Origin of the sequence: Flavobacterium cryoconiti (assembly GCF_048158645.1) — a bacterium.
Classification (GTDB): Bacteria; Bacteroidota; Bacteroidia; order Flavobacteriales; family Flavobacteriaceae; genus Flavobacterium; species Flavobacterium cryoconiti.
This window is the reverse complement of record NZ_JBLNKW010000013.1, coordinates 42,697-59,904: the sequence shown is the minus strand read 5'-3', so window position 1 is coordinate 59,904 and position 17,208 is coordinate 42,697. Positions and strand designations below refer to the sequence as shown.

At 31.3% G+C, this 17,208-nt stretch carries 17 protein-coding genes and 1 other RNA gene; 6 read left to right on the top strand and 12 right to left on the bottom strand.

Going from position 1 to position 17,208, the window contains the following annotated elements; all coding sequences use genetic code 11:
• A complete protein-coding gene (locus tag ACM55H_RS16640) occupies positions 1–234 on the top strand; it encodes a helix-turn-helix domain-containing protein (protein ID WP_416837581.1) in 234 nt (77 codons plus the stop codon).
• 52 nt (positions 235–286) lie between these two features.
• Here ACM55H_RS16640 and ACM55H_RS16635 read toward each other — a convergent pair whose 3' ends face one another.
• The 10 genes from ACM55H_RS16635 to ffs form a co-directional block, all read right to left on the bottom strand.
• The gene (locus ACM55H_RS16635; protein WP_416837580.1) at positions 287–550 is read right to left on the bottom strand and encodes a hypothetical protein; all 264 of its coding nucleotides are present in this window, start codon (positions 548–550) and stop codon (positions 287–289) included.
• 162 nt (positions 551–712) lie between these two features.
• Positions 713–1,279: a DUF4468 domain-containing protein gene (locus ACM55H_RS16630; RefSeq protein ID WP_416837579.1), complete on the bottom strand. Its 567-nt coding sequence runs from the start codon at positions 1,277–1,279 to the stop codon at positions 713–715.
• Between the two features lie 87 nt (positions 1,280–1,366).
• Positions 1,367–1,555, bottom strand: a complete 189-nt coding sequence (locus ACM55H_RS16625; protein ID WP_416837578.1) for a hypothetical protein — start codon at positions 1,553–1,555, stop codon at positions 1,367–1,369.
• A 248-nt stretch (positions 1,556–1,803) separates the two neighbouring features.
• Complete coding sequence (locus ACM55H_RS16620; RefSeq protein ID WP_416837577.1) at positions 1,804–4,170, bottom strand: hypothetical protein; 2,367 nt, start codon at positions 4,168–4,170, stop codon at positions 1,804–1,806.
• Entirely contained in the window at positions 4,163–4,486 is a 324-nt protein-coding gene (locus tag ACM55H_RS16615) for a hypothetical protein (protein ID WP_416837576.1), read from the bottom strand. Before ACM55H_RS16615 ends, ACM55H_RS16620 begins: the two co-directional genes overlap by 8 nt.
• 4 nt (positions 4,487–4,490) lie before the next feature.
• Positions 4,491–4,745 carry a helix-turn-helix domain-containing protein gene (locus ACM55H_RS16610; RefSeq protein ID WP_416837575.1) on the bottom strand — a complete coding sequence of 85 codons (255 nt, stop codon included), beginning with the start codon at positions 4,743–4,745 and terminating at the stop codon, positions 4,491–4,493.
• A gap of 84 nt (positions 4,746–4,829) precedes the next feature.
• Positions 4,830–5,690: a hypothetical protein gene (locus ACM55H_RS16605; protein ID WP_416837574.1), complete on the bottom strand. Its 861-nt coding sequence runs from the start codon at positions 5,688–5,690 to the stop codon at positions 4,830–4,832.
• On the bottom strand, positions 5,690–6,862 hold the full coding sequence (locus tag ACM55H_RS16600; protein ID WP_416837573.1) for a tyrosine-type recombinase/integrase: 1,173 nt from the start codon (positions 6,860–6,862) through the stop codon (positions 5,690–5,692). Before ACM55H_RS16600 ends, ACM55H_RS16605 begins: the two co-directional genes overlap by 1 nt.
• Before the next feature lie 174 nt (positions 6,863–7,036).
• Positions 7,037–7,840 carry an SDR family oxidoreductase gene (locus tag ACM55H_RS16595; protein WP_416837572.1) on the bottom strand — a complete coding sequence of 268 codons (804 nt, stop codon included), beginning with the start codon at positions 7,838–7,840 and terminating at the stop codon, positions 7,037–7,039.
• 109 nt (positions 7,841–7,949) lie between these two features.
• An RNA gene (gene ffs, locus ACM55H_RS16590) (signal recognition particle sRNA small type) lies at positions 7,950–8,047 on the bottom strand.
• Between the two features lie 88 nt (positions 8,048–8,135).
• Between ffs and ACM55H_RS16585 the strand changes: the two genes are divergently transcribed.
• Both ACM55H_RS16585 and hutI read left to right on the top strand, forming a co-directional pair.
• The gene (locus ACM55H_RS16585; protein ID WP_416837571.1) at positions 8,136–9,185 is read left to right on the top strand and encodes a glutaminyl-peptide cyclotransferase; all 1,050 of its coding nucleotides are present in this window, start codon (positions 8,136–8,138) and stop codon (positions 9,183–9,185) included.
• Between the two features lie 8 nt (positions 9,186–9,193).
• A complete protein-coding gene (hutI, locus tag ACM55H_RS16580) occupies positions 9,194–10,432 on the top strand; it encodes an imidazolonepropionase (RefSeq protein ID WP_416837570.1) in 1,239 nt (412 codons plus the stop codon).
• A gap of 50 nt (positions 10,433–10,482) precedes the next feature.
• Here hutI and ACM55H_RS16575 read toward each other — a convergent pair whose 3' ends face one another.
• Entirely contained in the window at positions 10,483–11,367 is an 885-nt protein-coding gene (locus ACM55H_RS16575) for a hypothetical protein (protein WP_416837569.1), read from the bottom strand.
• 104 nt (positions 11,368–11,471) lie between these two features.
• Between ACM55H_RS16575 and ACM55H_RS16570 the strand changes: the two genes are divergently transcribed.
• The 3 genes from ACM55H_RS16570 (at position 11,472) to ACM55H_RS16560 (ending at position 14,506) form a co-directional block, all read left to right on the top strand.
• Positions 11,472–12,509, top strand: a complete 1,038-nt coding sequence (locus tag ACM55H_RS16570; protein ID WP_416837568.1) for a formimidoylglutamase — start codon at positions 11,472–11,474, stop codon at positions 12,507–12,509.
• Between the two features lie 112 nt (positions 12,510–12,621).
• Positions 12,622–13,875 (top strand): DEAD/DEAH box helicase, encoded by a 1,254-nt coding sequence (locus ACM55H_RS16565; protein ID WP_416837567.1) that lies wholly within the window; start codon positions 12,622–12,624, stop codon positions 13,873–13,875.
• 178 nt (positions 13,876–14,053) lie between these two features.
• Entirely contained in the window at positions 14,054–14,506 is a 453-nt protein-coding gene (locus ACM55H_RS16560) for an Hsp20/alpha crystallin family protein (protein WP_416837566.1), read from the top strand.
• Between the two features lie 449 nt (positions 14,507–14,955).
• Here ACM55H_RS16560 and ACM55H_RS16555 read toward each other — a convergent pair whose 3' ends face one another.
• Positions 14,956–17,160 carry a tetratricopeptide repeat-containing hybrid sensor histidine kinase/response regulator gene (locus tag ACM55H_RS16555; RefSeq protein WP_416837565.1) on the bottom strand — a complete coding sequence of 735 codons (2,205 nt, stop codon included), beginning with the start codon at positions 17,158–17,160 and terminating at the stop codon, positions 14,956–14,958.
• Between the last annotated feature and the right edge of the window lie 48 nt (positions 17,161–17,208).

The following is a 17,208-nucleotide window of genomic DNA, read 5'->3' as shown; positions in this document are numbered from 1 at the left end:
ATGGAGATTTCAAAAGAACTTTTTATTATAAATTTTGGCGTTCACCTTAGAAAATTGCGTGAAAAGAATAATATGTCTCAACAAGATTTAGCAAATGACTGTAATATCTCTAAGCGACAAATAGGAAGAATTGAAAGAGGAGAAATTAACACAACTTTAGGAACAATAATAAACATCGCAAATGCTTTAGAAATTGAACCTAAAGAATTGTTGAATATCAATTTCAAAGATTAATTATTTTACTAAACAAAAACCCCGATAACATTTTACTGCATCAGGGTATAAATTATTCCTTTCGTCTATTTACTTTTATTAAAATTTTTCGAGGCGTCTCAGGTTCGATTATTGAAACTTCACTTGTTTTTGGCACTATGTAAGGTAATAGCTTTATTACTGCATCGATACGTTCTTTTGGGGTCAATTCTGCGAGCAAATCCTCAATCCATGTCAACTCATTATTAACTATATTTTGGATAAATTCCCTTGTTTCTGTTGTGTTGCGGTTCGGTGTTCCTTTGGTTCGCCCGCCTGTTTTTATTCCTGTTGCCATTTGTCTAAACTTGTCTATTATAGATAAAACAAATGTAATAATTTTTTTTGATAGTTAATTATTATAATTACATTTGTTGAGGTTTACCGCTTGCCTGTGGTTTGACTATTTGAACAAAAAAAGACGTTCCTTAATTGGTTCGCCTTTGTTGTTTATTAGATTTTACCAATCACTTTTTTTACTTGGAATAGTATCACTTTTTAAGAAGTCGTTTAATGATATATTCAATGAATTAAATTCCGTTTCTATTGCTGTTGGATATAATTTATAAAGGCTTTTCAAATCCCCACTATCTTTATAACAATAACTTGTGTTTGCTAATCCTACTTCAAACCAACCACTAGTAACCGAATATTTTGATGGTGCAATATACTGTTCAAGTTTTATCAAATCAAATTTATATTTTCCGTCTTTAAATGATATTTCTATCTGGTATCTAGCATCATTACAATTTAATAAACCTAAAGTTCTCATACATAACATACTAGATTTTGAACCTTCAATTCTTATGTAATCATTTTCAATTTGTGCTTTGATTACTTCTTTTGGATTTTTATAAGTAACATTAATCCAATCAATTGTTTTTTTATACAATTCTTGTGTTGTTTTACCTTCAACATTTCCCACTACATAGTCAGTAAATCCTTCTTTAACAAACTTAAATTGTGCTTCTTGAGCATTTAAATAAAAACTCACTGCCATCAATAATCCTAATAATATTTTTTTCATTTTTTCTAAATTTTAAATTAATAATTCTCAAATGTAATCTATTAAAAAATTCTATTTTACGGTTTCCCGTAAACGGGTTAATTTATTTTAAATAAAATTCATTCGTCCAGCATTAGAAACAAAATGAATATCAAAATAAGATATTTTCTTTTTGCCGTCAATGGTTTCGACTTGCATTTTATACTCTTTGTTGTTGCTTGTGATTATGTGATAATCTTTTACAATATTTCCGTTTTTCTTATACGTACCCATTAGGCTTTTGCTCCTTATTTTCATCCTTTTTAGTTTTATGTGTGTTAATACACAGATACCACACAGTTAAAAACACAGATAACTAATTGATAATCAATAACAACACGGATAACACAGATAATAAGCAAGTGATACTATACAAGAAAATGAACACTATTTTAATACTCACTTTTTTACTCACACACGTACTTTGTTTTAAAGTGTGTTATCTGTGTTATTGTAGTATTGACGGGGGTTACAACTGTGTTTTTATGTGTGTTTCATCTGTGTAACTACACAGATAAATATTTTTTAATCCATTTTCGTCTATTGGTGTATTCAAACCAAAATTCTTGTCTTTCGGCATTAAATTTACCCATCCACGCATCTATTAACTTTTTTGTATTCTTGTTATTAAACATTTTTTCAAATCTCAAAGGGTTTGAAATATCGTTATACACGCTTAAAAATTCCGATACATTAAAATCGTCATTCATTGTCAAAATTGATATGATTCTCTCAAATTCTGTATAAATCACATCGTTATTAAAATACGCCTTATAATTATCGCCCGTCTTATTGTATTCGGTCTTTATGATTCCCTTTTGTAAAAACAGTTTGACACATCGAAAAACAAAAGAATAAAATCGATTCCATTCGTCGGCGTTCCAGTCTTGAAAAAATGCACATCCAAATTCGTCTTTCGGTGTGTGGCTTGTTGAATAGTAGTTTGTAAACTTGTATTCAATAAACCGCCCATTTGTCGAAGCGTTTTTCTCATCATAAGGAACAACCCAATTTGAAGTAATAGCAAACTTTGGCGCATCTTTAAATTTGATTAATTCGGCTTTCAATCCTTTTCTTTGGCAAGATATGTCGCCCAAAATATTGGTGTATAAATCATCATATTTAAATCCTGCTGGTACGTCGTCAATGATATAAACATTATGCTTTTTGTCGAGGTCTGCAAACACAAAAGTATAACCGCTGTCAAATTCTTTGCCTCCCTTAATAATTGATTCCTGTATTTCTTGTATTGCTTTTGATATTAATGTTTTTCCTCGCCGTCCGTTTCTTGTTTCGTCGTCCGCATCCATATCAGTAAGAACAATACAGGGGTTTTTTGTCATATCCTTGTAGTTGTGACACAAATAACCAAACATAGTCTTAAAGCTCTCTACAATGTTTTTGGTATCTTGTGTATTGGCTTCTTTACGTCCTATTGAGGCTCTAATTAAAAACTGCTCAAACATTCCAACCTCATCGGTATATTTAAACTCTCGGCTTTGTATTTCGTGAGGTGCAAAAAAACCTTTTACATCGGAATATTCTTTGCAGACAATTTCAGTACCGTTAAACTCAAAGAACCCATTTTTAAAAGGCAGTCCAAAAGTATTTTTTGTATCGGAATAGTAATTTAATTCAATCGGAGGAATTAATAAAAAACCCTGTTTTACGGTGCTAAAATTTTCCCTTGCAATGGTGTCGGCTACTGCATCAAATGAATGTCCCCACTCGTTTACATTTTCTTTGAGAAACGAAACTACATCAGTATTGTGATTGAAAAAATCAACCACGTTATTTGTATCTCTCAACAAAAATATTTTGTCGTCGGGTGTCGAAATTCTTAAAAATTTTTCTTGAATAAAGAAGTTTGCGTACATCGTTGGCGAAGTATAAATCTTATCGCTTTCATCAATGGTGTAAAAGTTTACTATTTCATTTTCAATGGTTGGCTTAATACATTCTTTAATCGAAAATTCTACTTTATCAAACTTGGTGTTTTTACATTCAGTTTCTTGTAATACAAAAACGCCGTCGTGTAATCTCACGTAATCAACTAAATTATTTTCGCTTGCAAACCTTTCGATATATCCCTTTTCGTATTTACAAAAGTCCATAAATGCACCTCCTTTGGTGTCGAACCTATCGACGGTACAAACTTTGTCCGCATCGTTGTCGTAAACCTTTGATAACTCTTTTAAAATTGCGTTCCTGTCTGCTCCTTTGTTGGTAACGTTTGAATTAAGCAAATAAGCAAATGTTTTTTTGTCGAGTATATCGTAAATAGTCGCTCGGTGGTTCGTGTTCAGTTCAATATCGATAAACGTCGGGAATGCTCTTTTAATGTCATACTCTTTTACTACAAAAGGTAATTCCCCACGCAATACGGACGGTATATTTGTTAAGGGGTTGTATTCCCTATGTCCAACGGTTTGCACCCCAAAAGCCTCATTTAAATCGCTTGTATATTCCCCGCTAAACTTCAAAACCATAAACAAAACATATCTTTTATACGCTTTAATACTAAACGGGTTGAACGTTTCGTCTTTTGCTTTTGCCTCATCAACTTTTTTATAATATTCGTTTAGCTTGTTGAGGTTGTTTCTAAAGTATTTCGTATCGAGTTTTTTGCCTGTGGTAATGTAACAGGAAACAAATTTCACATAATCGTTATCTCTTAACGGTTCACTTCTTAAAAAGGAAATAACCGACAAAAACACTTTATCCCGCTTGGTGTGGTATTTCGGTTTTTGGCACGCATCATTAAAATAAAATGATTCTTTACGGCTTTTGCTTTCGGCTTGGATTCTCTTTGTAAATTCCTCTTTCCAGTCGCTCATTACGTCAGCTTTGGTTTTTTCAATTATGTTATCCATTACCTAATCTATTTTTAAGGTTAGACTTTGGGAACAAATCGGGGTTGGTGGTTAAGTACCATGCTTTGAAGCCTGTTAATTTGCAACGCTTTTTTATAACTTCATAAAGTAAGCCTCTTTTTTCGAGGTCTTTTTTAAAGCGACAAATATTTTTCTGTGGAACGCCTGTTACTTTTGATACCATCGAAGCTGTGGCAATATGATTTGTCAAATAGAGAAATATGGTTTTTTCTTGGGTTCTAAAAAGGTGTTTTAGTTTATCTTTATCCTGTAGAGTTGATAAAGAATTTGCGGGGCTATGGGTTTCTTTACTCATAGCCTTATTTGTTTATCCTAATTAACGATTGTAATACTTCGGAACGTTTATACATCACACGTGAACCAAGTCCATACGCTGGTATAGTTCCGTTTTTAGTGTATTTGTCCAAAGTATTCAAAGTTATTCCTAAAAGTTCGGTTACTTCTTTTTTAGAAAGAAGTATTTCAGGGGGTGTGGTTTCTTTGTGTTTTATATCCAGTAATAAGGATTCAACACTACTTAACCTTGTTTCTAAAATTTCAAATGGATTGCTCATTTTTCTTTGTTTTAAAGTTTAACAAAGATTGCAACCACTTGAGAGTACGTAACCAGTTATAACCAGTTTTTGATTTACAATAACCTAATATTCAACAAGATAGCTTTTTAGTATTTTAAGTTCATCTTGTGCTTTTGGTTTAAATTTGTCGTCAAGTAAATCGATAACAATTTCAAATAATTTTATCTTATGTTCTAATTTAACTTTGCTTTGTGGGTTTGCTTTTCTGTCGGTCGTACTTCTATAAAACGTAAATTCATTATAAAGTTTATCGCCTGAATTAAGGTTTGTGTTTATAAGGAAGTCTTTAGAATTATTACGTGTTACATCTTTACCCTCATAAACTAATTTTAAGGCTAATTGCTTTAAAGTTAATTTGTCAGCAAGTTTTTCATCAGTGGTTATATCTTCACAACATCCTTTGTCCAGTTTTTGAAACAATTCAAAATAACTATCTACCATTTTATCTACTTCGCTAACTATTCCAGCATAATACCCAAATTCGTTAATAATTTCGTGCGATAAAGTTACAGGATAGTGATTTTTAATATGATTCCATCCTTCAACTCCATTGCCGTGGTCGGTGTGAAAATAATTATTGTGAATATCCTTGACATACAGCTCCGCATTTGCCCCATAAAGAATATTAACGTTCGGTAAAAAATTATCCTGAAAAAACTTAATCCCTTTGTTGTATGATTCTGTATAACTTTTAATGTAATCAAAAGTGTTAATTCCGTGTTGGGGTATTTCGCCAGTCATTAAAAGCAAACCTAGTTCAGTAGTGTATATTTTTACAGGTGGATTCGGCTTTATACTTATGCCAAAATAACCGTTATCGTCAATATTCCTTTTGATAGCGTTGTAAGTATGTGTTTTATTGTCCTTTTGATTTTGGATAAAATCCCCAATCCATAAACCTTTATTTGTTTGTGCTTTCATCATTACACTATTTTATTAATTGCTTTTTCGTACTCGTCTGCTATTTCGTCATCAGTCAAACCGATATATTTTAGTAGCTGGGATTCAGTAGCGTGTTTTGTAACTGACATTATAAGTGCGGTGGGTATAATGCTATATTGATTACTCGCATAGCTTCTACGCATCGTGTGAGTTGATACGGCTTTGTGTTTTGGAACTTCTTTTAATACATCATTTACTTTTTTCAGTACGGGTGTATCAATTTTAGCAAGTTCGCACAAAGTCTTTATATTGCGATTTAAGGTAATAATATCAATTTTTCGAGGGAATTTATCCAATAACATTAAAGTATCAGGAAACAACGGCACTACAACGTCTTTGCCTGTTTTCTGCTGTCTTAATCTCAATCTATTGTTAGATATGTTTGAGGGTGTAATATTCAAAAGGTCGCCTGAACGTTGTCCTACTTCACATCCAATCAAAAACCAAGTACGGGAATTTTCTAAATGCTCGGGCAAATCTTTCAAATCCTTTATTTTTTGAAGTTCCAGCCTGTCCAGTCTTACAATTTCTCTCTTATCTCTTTTAGTTGGCTTTTCTTTATAATTCCTTAGACTTGAAACATCTAAACCTTTCTCATTACTACAATAATTCAGAATAATTATTATAAATCTTGTATGTTGTATAGCTGTATTAATTGAGGTTTCTTTTACAGTCTTTAACCACTTTTCAAAACCCAACATAAAAACTTTATCAATATCTTTTATTTGAGGTCTTTTCGCTCCTATAAATTCAGTAAGTAAGGTAAAGACTCTATTGTATGAGTCTAATGTGTTTTTTGCAAGTTTACCCTCTTTAGATTGGATATATTCCGTACACGCATTAAGAAACAAAAGTTTGTCGTCTGCTTTGATTTTTCCGTTTACAACGTCAATAATATTTTTTAACCATTCAGTTGTTAAAACCGTAGTTTCAGTATCATTATTAATTAACTTCTCGATTTCATTTAGTTTCGAGATATTTTTTTTATCAATAGCATCCTTTGGAAAAGGGCGTTCTTTTACGACATCCCAATTATTAATATTAACTTTTATTCCTGTAGAACATCGAACACGGTTTATACGCCCACTTTCAACTCTACATTGGATTGTTTTTACATCTGTATTCCCTCTTAACTCTAAAGTGATTGTTCTCATACTTCAAAGATAGTAAATTAACAAACTTGTGGACAAACTTGTGGACATTTATTTGCATAGCATTGCGTTTTATTGTGTTTTAGGCTATTTTTTAAAAATAAAAAACCCCAATAAATAAAGAGCTAATGTCTTTTGTTTATTGGGAATAGTACGCAATAGTATTTTAATGTGGCGTTACAACTTATAATGGTTCATAAGCATTTTTTCATATACTTTATCCGGTAAAATTCTCTTCAAGACAATCGATATTTTTTGCATGAAAACACCCACCTTATAATGAATTTTAGGCTCAGGAGTTTGAATAATTTTATACACTGCTTCTGCCATTTCATTTGGATTACTGCCGCTATCCACATGTTCATCCATAGTTTTTAATGTATTTCCATACGGACTTTCATAAGCAGAACCTTTAATAACCGGAGCATGAAAACGTCCCGAAGCAATATTTGTGGCAAAATCACCAGGTGCAACGTTCGTAATATGAACGCCAAAGGACTTCACTTCCATACGTAACCCTTCAGTGATGAGTTCAAGAGCACCTTTAGAAGCCGAATAAACACTTCGGTATGGCAAACCCATATAAGCAGCAATAGAAGTAATATTGATAATTAATCCTGATTTTTGCACACGCATTTGTGGCAACACCGCTTTCATCACTTCAATTGGTCCAAAGAAATTAGTTTCAAAATTATTCTTAATCTCATGCATTGGAATTTCTTCCAGCGGTCCAGTAATTCCAACACCAGCATTGTTGATTACAACATCTAGTCTTCCGGATAGGGCAATAACTTTGGCAACAGCCGCATGAATCGAATCCGTATCCCGAACATCTAAAGCGACCAAAGGAAAAACCGAATTTAAAATTCGTTCCGGATTTCTACTGGTTCCGTAAACGACAAAACCTTTTTGATGCAAAAACTCGCCAATAGATTTTCCTATTCCTGAGGAACCTCCGGTAATTAAAACTACTTTATCCATTTTATTGATGTTTATTATACGAAAGGTCCAAAAATAAAAAAATCCTCCCGAAGGAAGACTACTTATTTCTGTGTATTTTGAAAAGAATCTGAAATAAATTCAGATTTAAAAATGGCAAGCGACCTACATCGCACCGCTCAACCACGTACCCTTGCTATGTTCCCATCCTGGGGGAGTCTGCAGGAGCTGGTCGTGTAGGACTTGCCGGTGCAAATATACAAACTTTTTATATTTTTGCAAGTGCTTTGTACCTATAAAAATAACGTTGTATATTGGTGCATCAAAAAATCAAACTATGAAAAATTATAACTTCCTATCTTTCATTTTATTAGGAATCACTTTAGCAAGTTGCAACGATACAAAAAAAGGTGAAAATACAGTATTTACCTTCGATATTTCTAAATTTAAGGAACAATATCAGCCACAAGAAGCTATAGAACTAGGGATTTCGAACCCAAATTCGAAAGCAGTTGACAGTATTATCTACTACGTAAATGATAAAAAAATAGCTTCTAAAAAAGGACTTGACAAACTAACATTTGAATTGAAAGACCAAAAATTAGGGTACCAAAACCTTAAAGCTTTAGTTTACTACGAAGGAGAAAACTCAGAAGCTACTGCAAGAGTGGAACTAGTTTCGAATGTGCAACCAAAATTATTGAAATACAAGATTGTGAATACATTTCCTCACGACACAACTTCTTTCACCGAAGGATTAGAGTTTTACAAAGACACTTTATACGAAAGTACAGGATTAAAAGGCAATTCATACTTTAGAAAATACGACTATAAAACAGGAAAAGTTTTTAAACAAATTAATCTTGATGCAAAATATTTTGGAGAAGGAATCACTTTCCTGAACAATAAAATGTATCAATTGACTTGGCAAGAAAAAACCGGTTTTATCTACAATGCAACAACATTAAAACTTGAAAAAACGTTCGCTTACGATAAAGATATCGAGGGTTGGGGAATGACAAATGACGGAAAATACATTTATCAAACAGACAAAACGGAAAAAATTTGGAAAATGGATCCGAACACCCAAAAAATGATAGGCTACATCAATGTTTATTCTGGAGAATCAAAAATTCCTAGTATTAACGAATTAGAATGGATTAATGGAAAAATTTACACGAATGTGTGGCAAAAAGATGCTATCGCTGTAGTAGATCCTATAAATGGAGCTGTTGAAGGTATTTTGGACATGTCAGGTTTGAGAAAATTTGTAAAAAATAAAACAGCCGAAGTCTTGAACGGTATCGCTTACAACCCAAAAACTAAAACCATATTTGTTACTGGTAAAAACTGGGATAAAATATTTGAAATAACGGTTTCAGAATAATTTTGTATATGACAACACTCATCATCAATATTAAGGAATTACTTCAGGTTCGGGAAACAGCTATTGCTAAGGTTTCCGGTGCTGAAATGGCTATTCTCCCAACAATCAAAAATGCTTTTTTAATAATTAAAGATAACTTAATTGCTGATTTTGGCTCGATGGATAATTTGCCTAAAATAAATGCTGATAAAACTATTGATGTAACAGGGAAAATGGTTTTACCATCTTGGTGTGACAGTCATACTCATATTGTTTATGCTGGCAATAGGGAACTGGAATTCGTCGATAGAATAAATGGTTTGACTTATGAAGAAATTGCCAATCGTGGTGGTGGAATCTTAAATTCGGCAAAAAAACTCAATGGATCTACTGAAGAAGAAATCTACGATCAATCAAAAGATCGACTGGAAGAAGTCATGCGTTTAGGAACTGGAGCAGTCGAAATCAAATCAGGATATGGATTGACAGTTGATGGAGAGCTAAAAATGCTTCGTGTTATTCAACGTCTAGCTCAAAACTACCCAATAACCATAAAAGCAACTTTTTTAGGTGCTCACGCATTCCCATTAGAATATAAAGGAAACCATCAAGGATATATAGATGTAATCATTAACGAAATGCTTCCTGAAATTGCCAAAAATAAACTGGCCGATTTTATAGATGCATTTTGTGAAACTGGTTATTTTACTGTTGATGAAACCAAACAAATCATGGAAGCCGGAATTCGTTTTGGCTTAAAGCCAAAAATCCATGTCAACCAGTTTAATTCTATTGGAGGAATTCAGGCTGGAATAAAATACAAAGCGCTTTCTGTAGATCATCTTGAAGTTATGACAACGGAAGATATTAATGCTTTAAAGAATACAGAAACAATGCCTGTTGCTCTACCATCCTGTTCTTATTTCTTGAGTATTCCTTATACTCCAGCTAGAGAAATGATTACTGCAGGACTTCCATTAGCATTAGCAACGGATTATAATCCTGGTTCTACTCCATCTGGAAATATGAACTTTGTTGTTGCTACTGCTTGTATCAAAATGAAAATGACTCCTGAAGAAGCCATAAATGCTGCTACAATAAACGGAGCATATGCAATGGGAATTTCAGAAACCCACGGAAGTATTACGATTGGTAAAAAAGCAAATCTTATCATCACGAAACCTATTCCCTCCTACTATCAATTGCCTTATGCATTTGGCAGTAATCTTATTGACGCTGTACTAATAGAAGGTAAAAATTTTGAATAAAAAAAGAGGAACATAATGTTCCTCTTTTTTTTATTTTATGCTTGAAAATATTATTTCAAAGTAAAACTTGTTTTAGAAACTAATTCACCTTTATCAAAAACATTTACAAAATAATTTCCTTTTTCGAAATTTTTCCCTTTTAAATCTTGTGAAACATTAACCGTTTTATTTTCATATTTAACATTAGTTGCAAAACTGTATGTTAAAGTATTATCTCCAAAAGTCTCCGTTTTTTTATCTCCTACAACATTATTTTTACTATCAATTACTTGAACGTAATACGTTTTATCACCTGATTGAGCAATTTGATTTTCAGCAATTGTAAAACTAACTTTAAGAGCATCTGCTCTACTTGCTTTATCAGTTTCTATTTGTTTACCAGAGCTTCTCAATTTGAATGCAGAACCTTTTGTGTTTAAAACAGTCAATTTTGACCCTTTTTCAACAGCTTTTGCTAATTCTTCGTTTTGTCCTGTTAATGCTTCAACATTTTTCTTAGTTTCCCCTAATACTACTACTGTACTATCGCGTTGCGTAGTTAAAGTCGTATTTTGTTTTTTCAAACCTTCATTCTCTGCCATTAAAGTCTTCATATTCCCTTGTAAAGCTATAAATTGTGTTTTATACTTTGACATAGAAGCTACATCTCCTTTGGATTTACTTAAATCAGACATTAAGTTTACCACTTTATCTCTTTCTTGAATTAACTCATCAGACATTGATGTATTTTCTGCAATTGCAGCATCATAAGTAGATTTTAATTCTTGTAAATCTTTCATAACCGATTCTTTTTCGGTCATTGTAGTTTTCAATTCTGTTTTTACGATTTCAGTATCAGAAGTCATTTTAAAAATATACACTAAACTTCCCACTAGTAAAACGGCTAAAACTGCTATAACTGCTTTTAGACCTGAACTGCTTTTTTGATTTTCCATATTCAATTTAATTTAATTTAACTTTTACAAATTTAACAATATATAACTATGTTATAACGTAAGTTAGCACAATTATATTATTTTTGGGAAAAATATTTTTTTTAATGGAAAAAATTATCCCGTTTACAATCAATGATCTTGCAAAAATTACTAATCACAGAAGTGGTGAAATAAAATTTGGAGAGAAAATGATAACCGTACCAAAAGGGACGGATCCTATTGCATTTCTAAAAACTTGTGAAGCTAAATATGTGCTGTTTGGAATACCTGAAGATATTGGCATAAGAGCAAATTTTGGAAGACCTGGGGCCGCATCGGCTTGGGATAGCGCAATAAAAAGTATTGCGAACATTCAACATAATCGTTTTTGTAAAGGAAGTCAATTGGCCATCTTAGGGCAATTAAACGTTAGCGAGGAAATGAAAGAAGTGGAACATCTAGACTTTAATGATATTGATGATCGATCAAAATTGAGTCAATTAGTAGAAAAAATTGATAAAGATGTTTCTCATATCATTTTCAATATAGTGAAATTAGGAAAAATACCTATAGTCATTGGTGGTGGACATAATAACGCCTATGGAAATATAAAAGGTTCTGCTTTAGCTAAAGGTAAACCAATAAATGCAATAAATTTTGATGCTCATTCTGATTTTAGAATTTTAGAAGGACGACACAGTGGTAACGGTTTTTCGTACGCTTATGAAGAAGGATTTCTTAAAAAATATTTCATTTTTGGCCTGCATGAAAATTATACTTCTAAAAGTGTTTTGGATATCATAAAAAAAATAGAAGACCGTGTACGCTATAATACGTATGACAACGTAAATATTCGAAAAGAAAAAGAGTTTAATCAAGAAATGACTCAAGCTTTAGAATTCATAAATGATGATTTTTATGGTGTTGAAATCGACTTGGATGCAATTCCAAATATTGCATGCAGCGCTATGACTTTAAGCGGTTTTTCAGTAGAACAACTTCGTCAATTTGTTTCGTTTTTTGCAAAAAATAAAAATGCTACTTATTTACATATTTGCGAAGGTGCTCCTGATTTAGGAGAAGAAAAAAACAATCACCTAATAGGTAAACTCATAGGGTATCTTGTAACTGATTTTATAAAAGCATATCAACAAATTGTTTAACTGTTTAATCGATAAATCGGTTAAACGGATAACCGATTAACCTAATCGATAAATAACACTACCTTTGCAGCACTATCTATGTACTTAATACAAGATATTTAATATCAAAAATATGTTATTCGAAGATTTATCACTTTCAAAAAGTATACAAAAAGCCGTATTTGAACAAGGCTACACAAACCCAACTCCCATTCAAGAACAATCAATTCCACTAGTATTAGCTGGACGCGATTTAATAGGTTGTGCACAAACGGGAACAGGAAAAACTGCGGCATTTGCTATTCCAATTATACATCAATTGCACCGAATTGTAGGTTCTTCAAAAAAAGCCAAACAAATTCGTGCTTTGGTAGTTACTCCAACGAGAGAATTAGCGGTTCAAATTGGGCAAAGCTTTGATTTGTATGGTAAGTATACCAACTTAACGCAACTGACTATTTTTGGTGGAGTTTCACAAAATCCGCAAGTTGAAACACTAAAAAATGGTGTCGATATTTTGATAGCAACACCAGGAAGATTACTTGATTTACACAAACAAGGTTTTATCGATTTAGATCATTTACATACTTTAGTCCTTGATGAAGCAGATCAAATGCTTGATATGGGATTTGTAAATGATGTAAAGAAAATTGTAAAGCTTACGCCAAAAAACAGACAAACATTATTTTTCTCTGCTACAATGCCAATTGCCATTAGAGAATTAGCCGAAATGTTTTTGACCGATCCTGCAACTGTAACCATTTCTCCAGTATCCTCAACAGCCGAAAATGTTGAACAAAGAGTTTATTTTGTTGAAAAAACGGAAAAAAGAAACCTGTTATATCATTTGATTAAAAATGAAAATTTATCGGATGTATTGGTTTTTTCCAGAACTAAACATGGTGCAGACAATGTTGTTAAAGCACTACGAAAAAATAACATCGCAGCTGAAGCTATTCATGGTGATAAATCACAAAATGCAAGACAACGCGTTTTGGATACTTTCAAAAACAAAGAAGTGGGCGTTTTAGTAGCCACTGATATAGCAGCCAGAGGAATTGATATTGATCAATTACCATTTGTAATCAATTTTGATTTACCAAATATTCCAGAAACTTACGTCCACAGGATTGGTAGAACGGGTCGTGCCGGAAATGGAGGTATTGCAATTTCTTTTTGTAGTAAAGATGAACATGCGTATTGGAAAGACATACAAAAACTAATAAAAGTGGATGTAAAAACCGTAAATGACCATCCTTATCCTTGGCATTCAGGAAGCCCGGAAACAGCTCCTGCTGCTGCACAAAAAAACTCAAATCGTAGCGGCGGAGCGCATAAATCAAGAAAATCAGAAGTTTCGAAACAAAACAAAAAACGCTGGTATTAATACTTTATCCACACTAAATTTCACACTGTAAGAAATGCCTTTTTAACTTTAGTTAAAAAGGCATTTTGCTGTTAATACATTATTATTCAACGTTTTATAAGTTAAAATATCTTTTTCAAGTAAATAATTTCATTAAATTTGATTCAACTTATTTTAAACAACTTAAAAATACAAACATATGGAAACTCTAGTTAAAAGAAACAGTTCATTACCAACATTGAATACTTTTTTTGATGATTTTTTCACAAAGGATGTATTCGATTGGAGTGATAAAAATTTTGCTACAATAGGCAGTAATTTACCCTCAGTTAATTTAAAAGAATCAGAAGATAAATTAGAAGTTGATTTGGCAGCTCCTGGTATGAAAAAAGAAGATTTTAAAGTTGAAATTGATAATAATATGCTAATGATTTCTTCTGAAAAAGAAGAATCCAAAGAAGAATCTAGAAAAAAAGACAATTACCTCCGAAAAGAGTTTAGTTATCAATCTTTCTACAGATCTTTCTATTTACCGGAATATATAGATGAAAACAAAGTAGAAGCAAGTTATAAAGATGGAATTCTGCATGTTGCCATTGCTAAAAAAGAAAATGGTAAGAAAAAAATACATAAAACTATTGCCATTAAATAAAAACTTGTCCGATCTGTTTTTTATTAAACAATAATTTAAAATCGTTAAACCATTTCCTTAAAATAGTTTAACGATTTTAGCTTTGAATTATTACTTACCTCCCTAATCAACTTTTATTGAAAGACAATTATAAATAACATCAAAAGTGATATTATGAAGACGTCAAAACATTTTTAAAAAAAAAATCAATCCTTAATAGATTCCAAAAACATAGAAAATAAAGAGTACCAGTTGACTCATCCAAAACTTGAAATTGCAATCATTTTTGATGCTTTGGGGAATAAAAAAATACCACACCCATTATTAATGATAATGTATTCTAAAGAAAACGAAGTGCTTTTTATTTAAAAAATACTTCAAAAAAATAAAAAATGAAGTTTTAAAAAACTTCATTTTTTATTTTCCTCTACATCTGAAATACTATCAATATTAAAAGTAAAAAACTACTTTTAAACTGCTATTTTAGTTTTCGAAATTAAAACATTGATAACTTTAAATAACTTGACCGAATCAAAAGGTTTTACTATAATATCATTTATTCCTGCCGAAATTGCTTCCTCGGTAATTTCTTCTTTATCAAATGCTGTTAATGCAACTATAGGGATTTTTATCCCTTTATGGCGAATTCTTCTTGACGTTTCAAAACCATTGATTAAAGGCATGTTAATATCCATTAAAACAATATCAAAGTTCTCTTCTTCTAATATTTTAATAGCCTGAAATCCATCATCAACAAGAGTACAGGTATAATTATTTTTTTTGAGGATTTTTTCAGTAACAATTTGATTAATCTTATTGTCTTCAACGACCAGTACTTTTAATAGCTTATTTGTAGATAAATCTACTGGAATATTATTTATTATCTCATTCGTTTTTTCAGGATCATATTCAAATGCAATTGTAAAAGTAAATTCTGTTCCTACTCCAATTGTGCTTTTAAGTGAAATATCACTATCAAACAACCCTAATAAACGTTTCACAATCGATAAGCCAAGACCTGTTCCTTGATAATCTACTTCTTTTCTTCCAACCTGAACAAATTTCTCAAAAATCTTTTCTTGGTCTTCAACTGCTATTCCTACACCAGTATCTTTAATTTTAAATTCAATAAAATGCATTTTATCAGTAACTTTAGATAAATTCACATCAATGAATACTTCTCCATTCTTTGTAAACTTTAGTGCATTACTCACCAGATTTATAATTATTTGGGAAAGTCTTAATTTATCTCCAATTAAATATTCTGGAATTGCTGGGTCAATATTGACAAATATGAAATTATTATTATTCTTTGCAATAAAAGACAAAGAGTTCTTTATCATATTTATTTCATCAGAAATATTGAAAGTCAAATTCTCAAGAACAATTCTATTCTCTTCAATTTTATTAATTTGTAATACATCATTGACTAGTGACAATAGATATCTGGCTGAGAATTTAAGAGAACTTAAATGAGGACTGTTTGCAAGTTCTTTATGTTCATCTAATAGCATGTTAGTGATGCCAACTACTCCATATAAAGGCGTTCTTAGTTCATGGCTAATAGTAGAAACAAATTGTGATTTTAGTATAGATGCTTCCTCCGCTTTTTCTTTTGCAATAAAAAGTTTTTCATTAGCAAGAGACAAGTCTTTATTCGTTTTTTTCTTAAAAATATTGTTTTTATAAAGCGTATAAACAAGAAGTAATAAGACAAATAATACAATCACAAATAACAAAACAATTACTCGTGATTTTTTTAAACTTTGATATTGTAAATCTTTCTCTGTTTCAATTTTATCTATCTCACGTTTATATTCGTCAAGTTCTAGATTAATACCAGCCATATTGGCCTTTTTAATCATTTCTTTATTATTGAGTTCTTCTGTGATTTTATCATAAAGCACCAGATTTTCATATGCCTTTTTATAATCTCCGTTTTTTAATAAATATTTAGAATACTCTTGATGTGTATATGACAAATCCGATTTTTCTTTTCCTTCGTTTCCTAATTTTATGCCGTTTAAAAAAGAGGCTGTTGCTTTTTCACGCTCCTCTTTAAAACCATAATACATTCCATTAAGCATATTTAAGGCAACTACTGTAGTCTCATTACCATATTTCTTTTGAAATTTATTGATAAATTCTAAATAAGGAAAACCTTCATCAAATTGACCATTATCAAAAAAAGCCCAAGTGATATTCAATTTTGTAAAATAAATTTCTGTTGGGTCAGCAATTTTTTCACCAAACTTTAATGCATTTTTGTAATAGTTTATTCCTTCTTTATATTGCTTTTTTTGAAAGCAATATATGTTTCCTAAATTATTATTTATCCAATCTTTAATGGTATCATTATTAGTTCTATTGGCATAAATTAATCCTTTTTTATAAAAAAAGATAGCTTTATCATACTCTGATAAATTATCATAATTTCTACCAATTATATTATAGGATATGGCTACAAGATTATCATTTTTAGCGTCAATGGCATAATGCAATGCAAGCCTTGAAGCTATTAAAGATTTTTCATAATTTAATTCATGAATAAATTTAGAAGCTTGCTCTGTTAACTTTACAATTTGCTTTTTTGAAGGAGTTGGAGTTAAAGAATAACAATTAATATTAAAAATGTTAAGTGCTAATATTAATAAACCGATTCTGATTTGGGACATATCTTGCTATTCTTAAGCCAAATATACAAATATATTAATAAAAACATG

Excerpts from the sequence above, each read along its gene's own strand:
- ACM55H_RS16635 (WP_416837580.1), bottom strand. The coding sequence starts at position 550 with ATGGCAACAGGAATAAAAACAGGCGGGCGAACCAAAGGAACACCGAAC.
- ACM55H_RS16630 (WP_416837579.1), bottom strand. The coding sequence starts at position 1,279 with ATGAAAAAAATATTATTAGGATTATTGATGGCAGTGAGTTTTTATTTA.
- ACM55H_RS16640 (WP_416837581.1), top strand. The coding sequence starts at position 1 with ATGGAGATTTCAAAAGAACTTTTTATTATAAATTTTGGCGTTCACCTT.
- ACM55H_RS16595 (WP_416837572.1), bottom strand. The coding sequence starts at position 7,840 with ATGGATAAAGTAGTTTTAATTACCGGAGGTTCCTCAGGAATAGGAAAA.
- ACM55H_RS16575 (WP_416837569.1), bottom strand. The coding sequence starts at position 11,367 with ATGGAAAATCAAAAAAGCAGTTCAGGTCTAAAAGCAGTTATAGCAGTT.
- ACM55H_RS16600 (WP_416837573.1), bottom strand. The coding sequence starts at position 6,862 with ATGAGAACAATCACTTTAGAGTTAAGAGGGAATACAGATGTAAAAACA.
- ACM55H_RS16615 (WP_416837576.1), bottom strand. The coding sequence starts at position 4,486 with ATGAGTAAAGAAACCCATAGCCCCGCAAATTCTTTATCAACTCTACAG.
- ACM55H_RS16565 (WP_416837567.1), top strand. The coding sequence starts at position 12,622 with ATGTTATTCGAAGATTTATCACTTTCAAAAAGTATACAAAAAGCCGTA.
- ACM55H_RS16610 (WP_416837575.1), bottom strand. The coding sequence starts at position 4,745 with ATGAGCAATCCATTTGAAATTTTAGAAACAAGGTTAAGTAGTGTTGAA.
- ACM55H_RS16585 (WP_416837571.1), top strand. The coding sequence starts at position 8,136 with ATGAAAAATTATAACTTCCTATCTTTCATTTTATTAGGAATCACTTTA.
- hutI (WP_416837570.1), top strand. The coding sequence starts at position 9,194 with ATGACAACACTCATCATCAATATTAAGGAATTACTTCAGGTTCGGGAA.
- ACM55H_RS16625 (WP_416837578.1), bottom strand. The coding sequence starts at position 1,555 with ATGAAAATAAGGAGCAAAAGCCTAATGGGTACGTATAAGAAAAACGGA.
- ACM55H_RS16560 (WP_416837566.1), top strand. The coding sequence starts at position 14,054 with ATGGAAACTCTAGTTAAAAGAAACAGTTCATTACCAACATTGAATACT.
- ACM55H_RS16570 (WP_416837568.1), top strand. The coding sequence starts at position 11,472 with ATGGAAAAAATTATCCCGTTTACAATCAATGATCTTGCAAAAATTACT.
- ACM55H_RS16620 (WP_416837577.1), bottom strand. The coding sequence starts at position 4,170 with ATGGATAACATAATTGAAAAAACCAAAGCTGACGTAATGAGCGACTGG.
- ACM55H_RS16605 (WP_416837574.1), bottom strand. The coding sequence starts at position 5,690 with ATGATGAAAGCACAAACAAATAAAGGTTTATGGATTGGGGATTTTATC.
- ACM55H_RS16555 (WP_416837565.1), bottom strand. The coding sequence starts at position 17,160 with ATGTCCCAAATCAGAATCGGTTTATTAATATTAGCACTTAACATTTTT.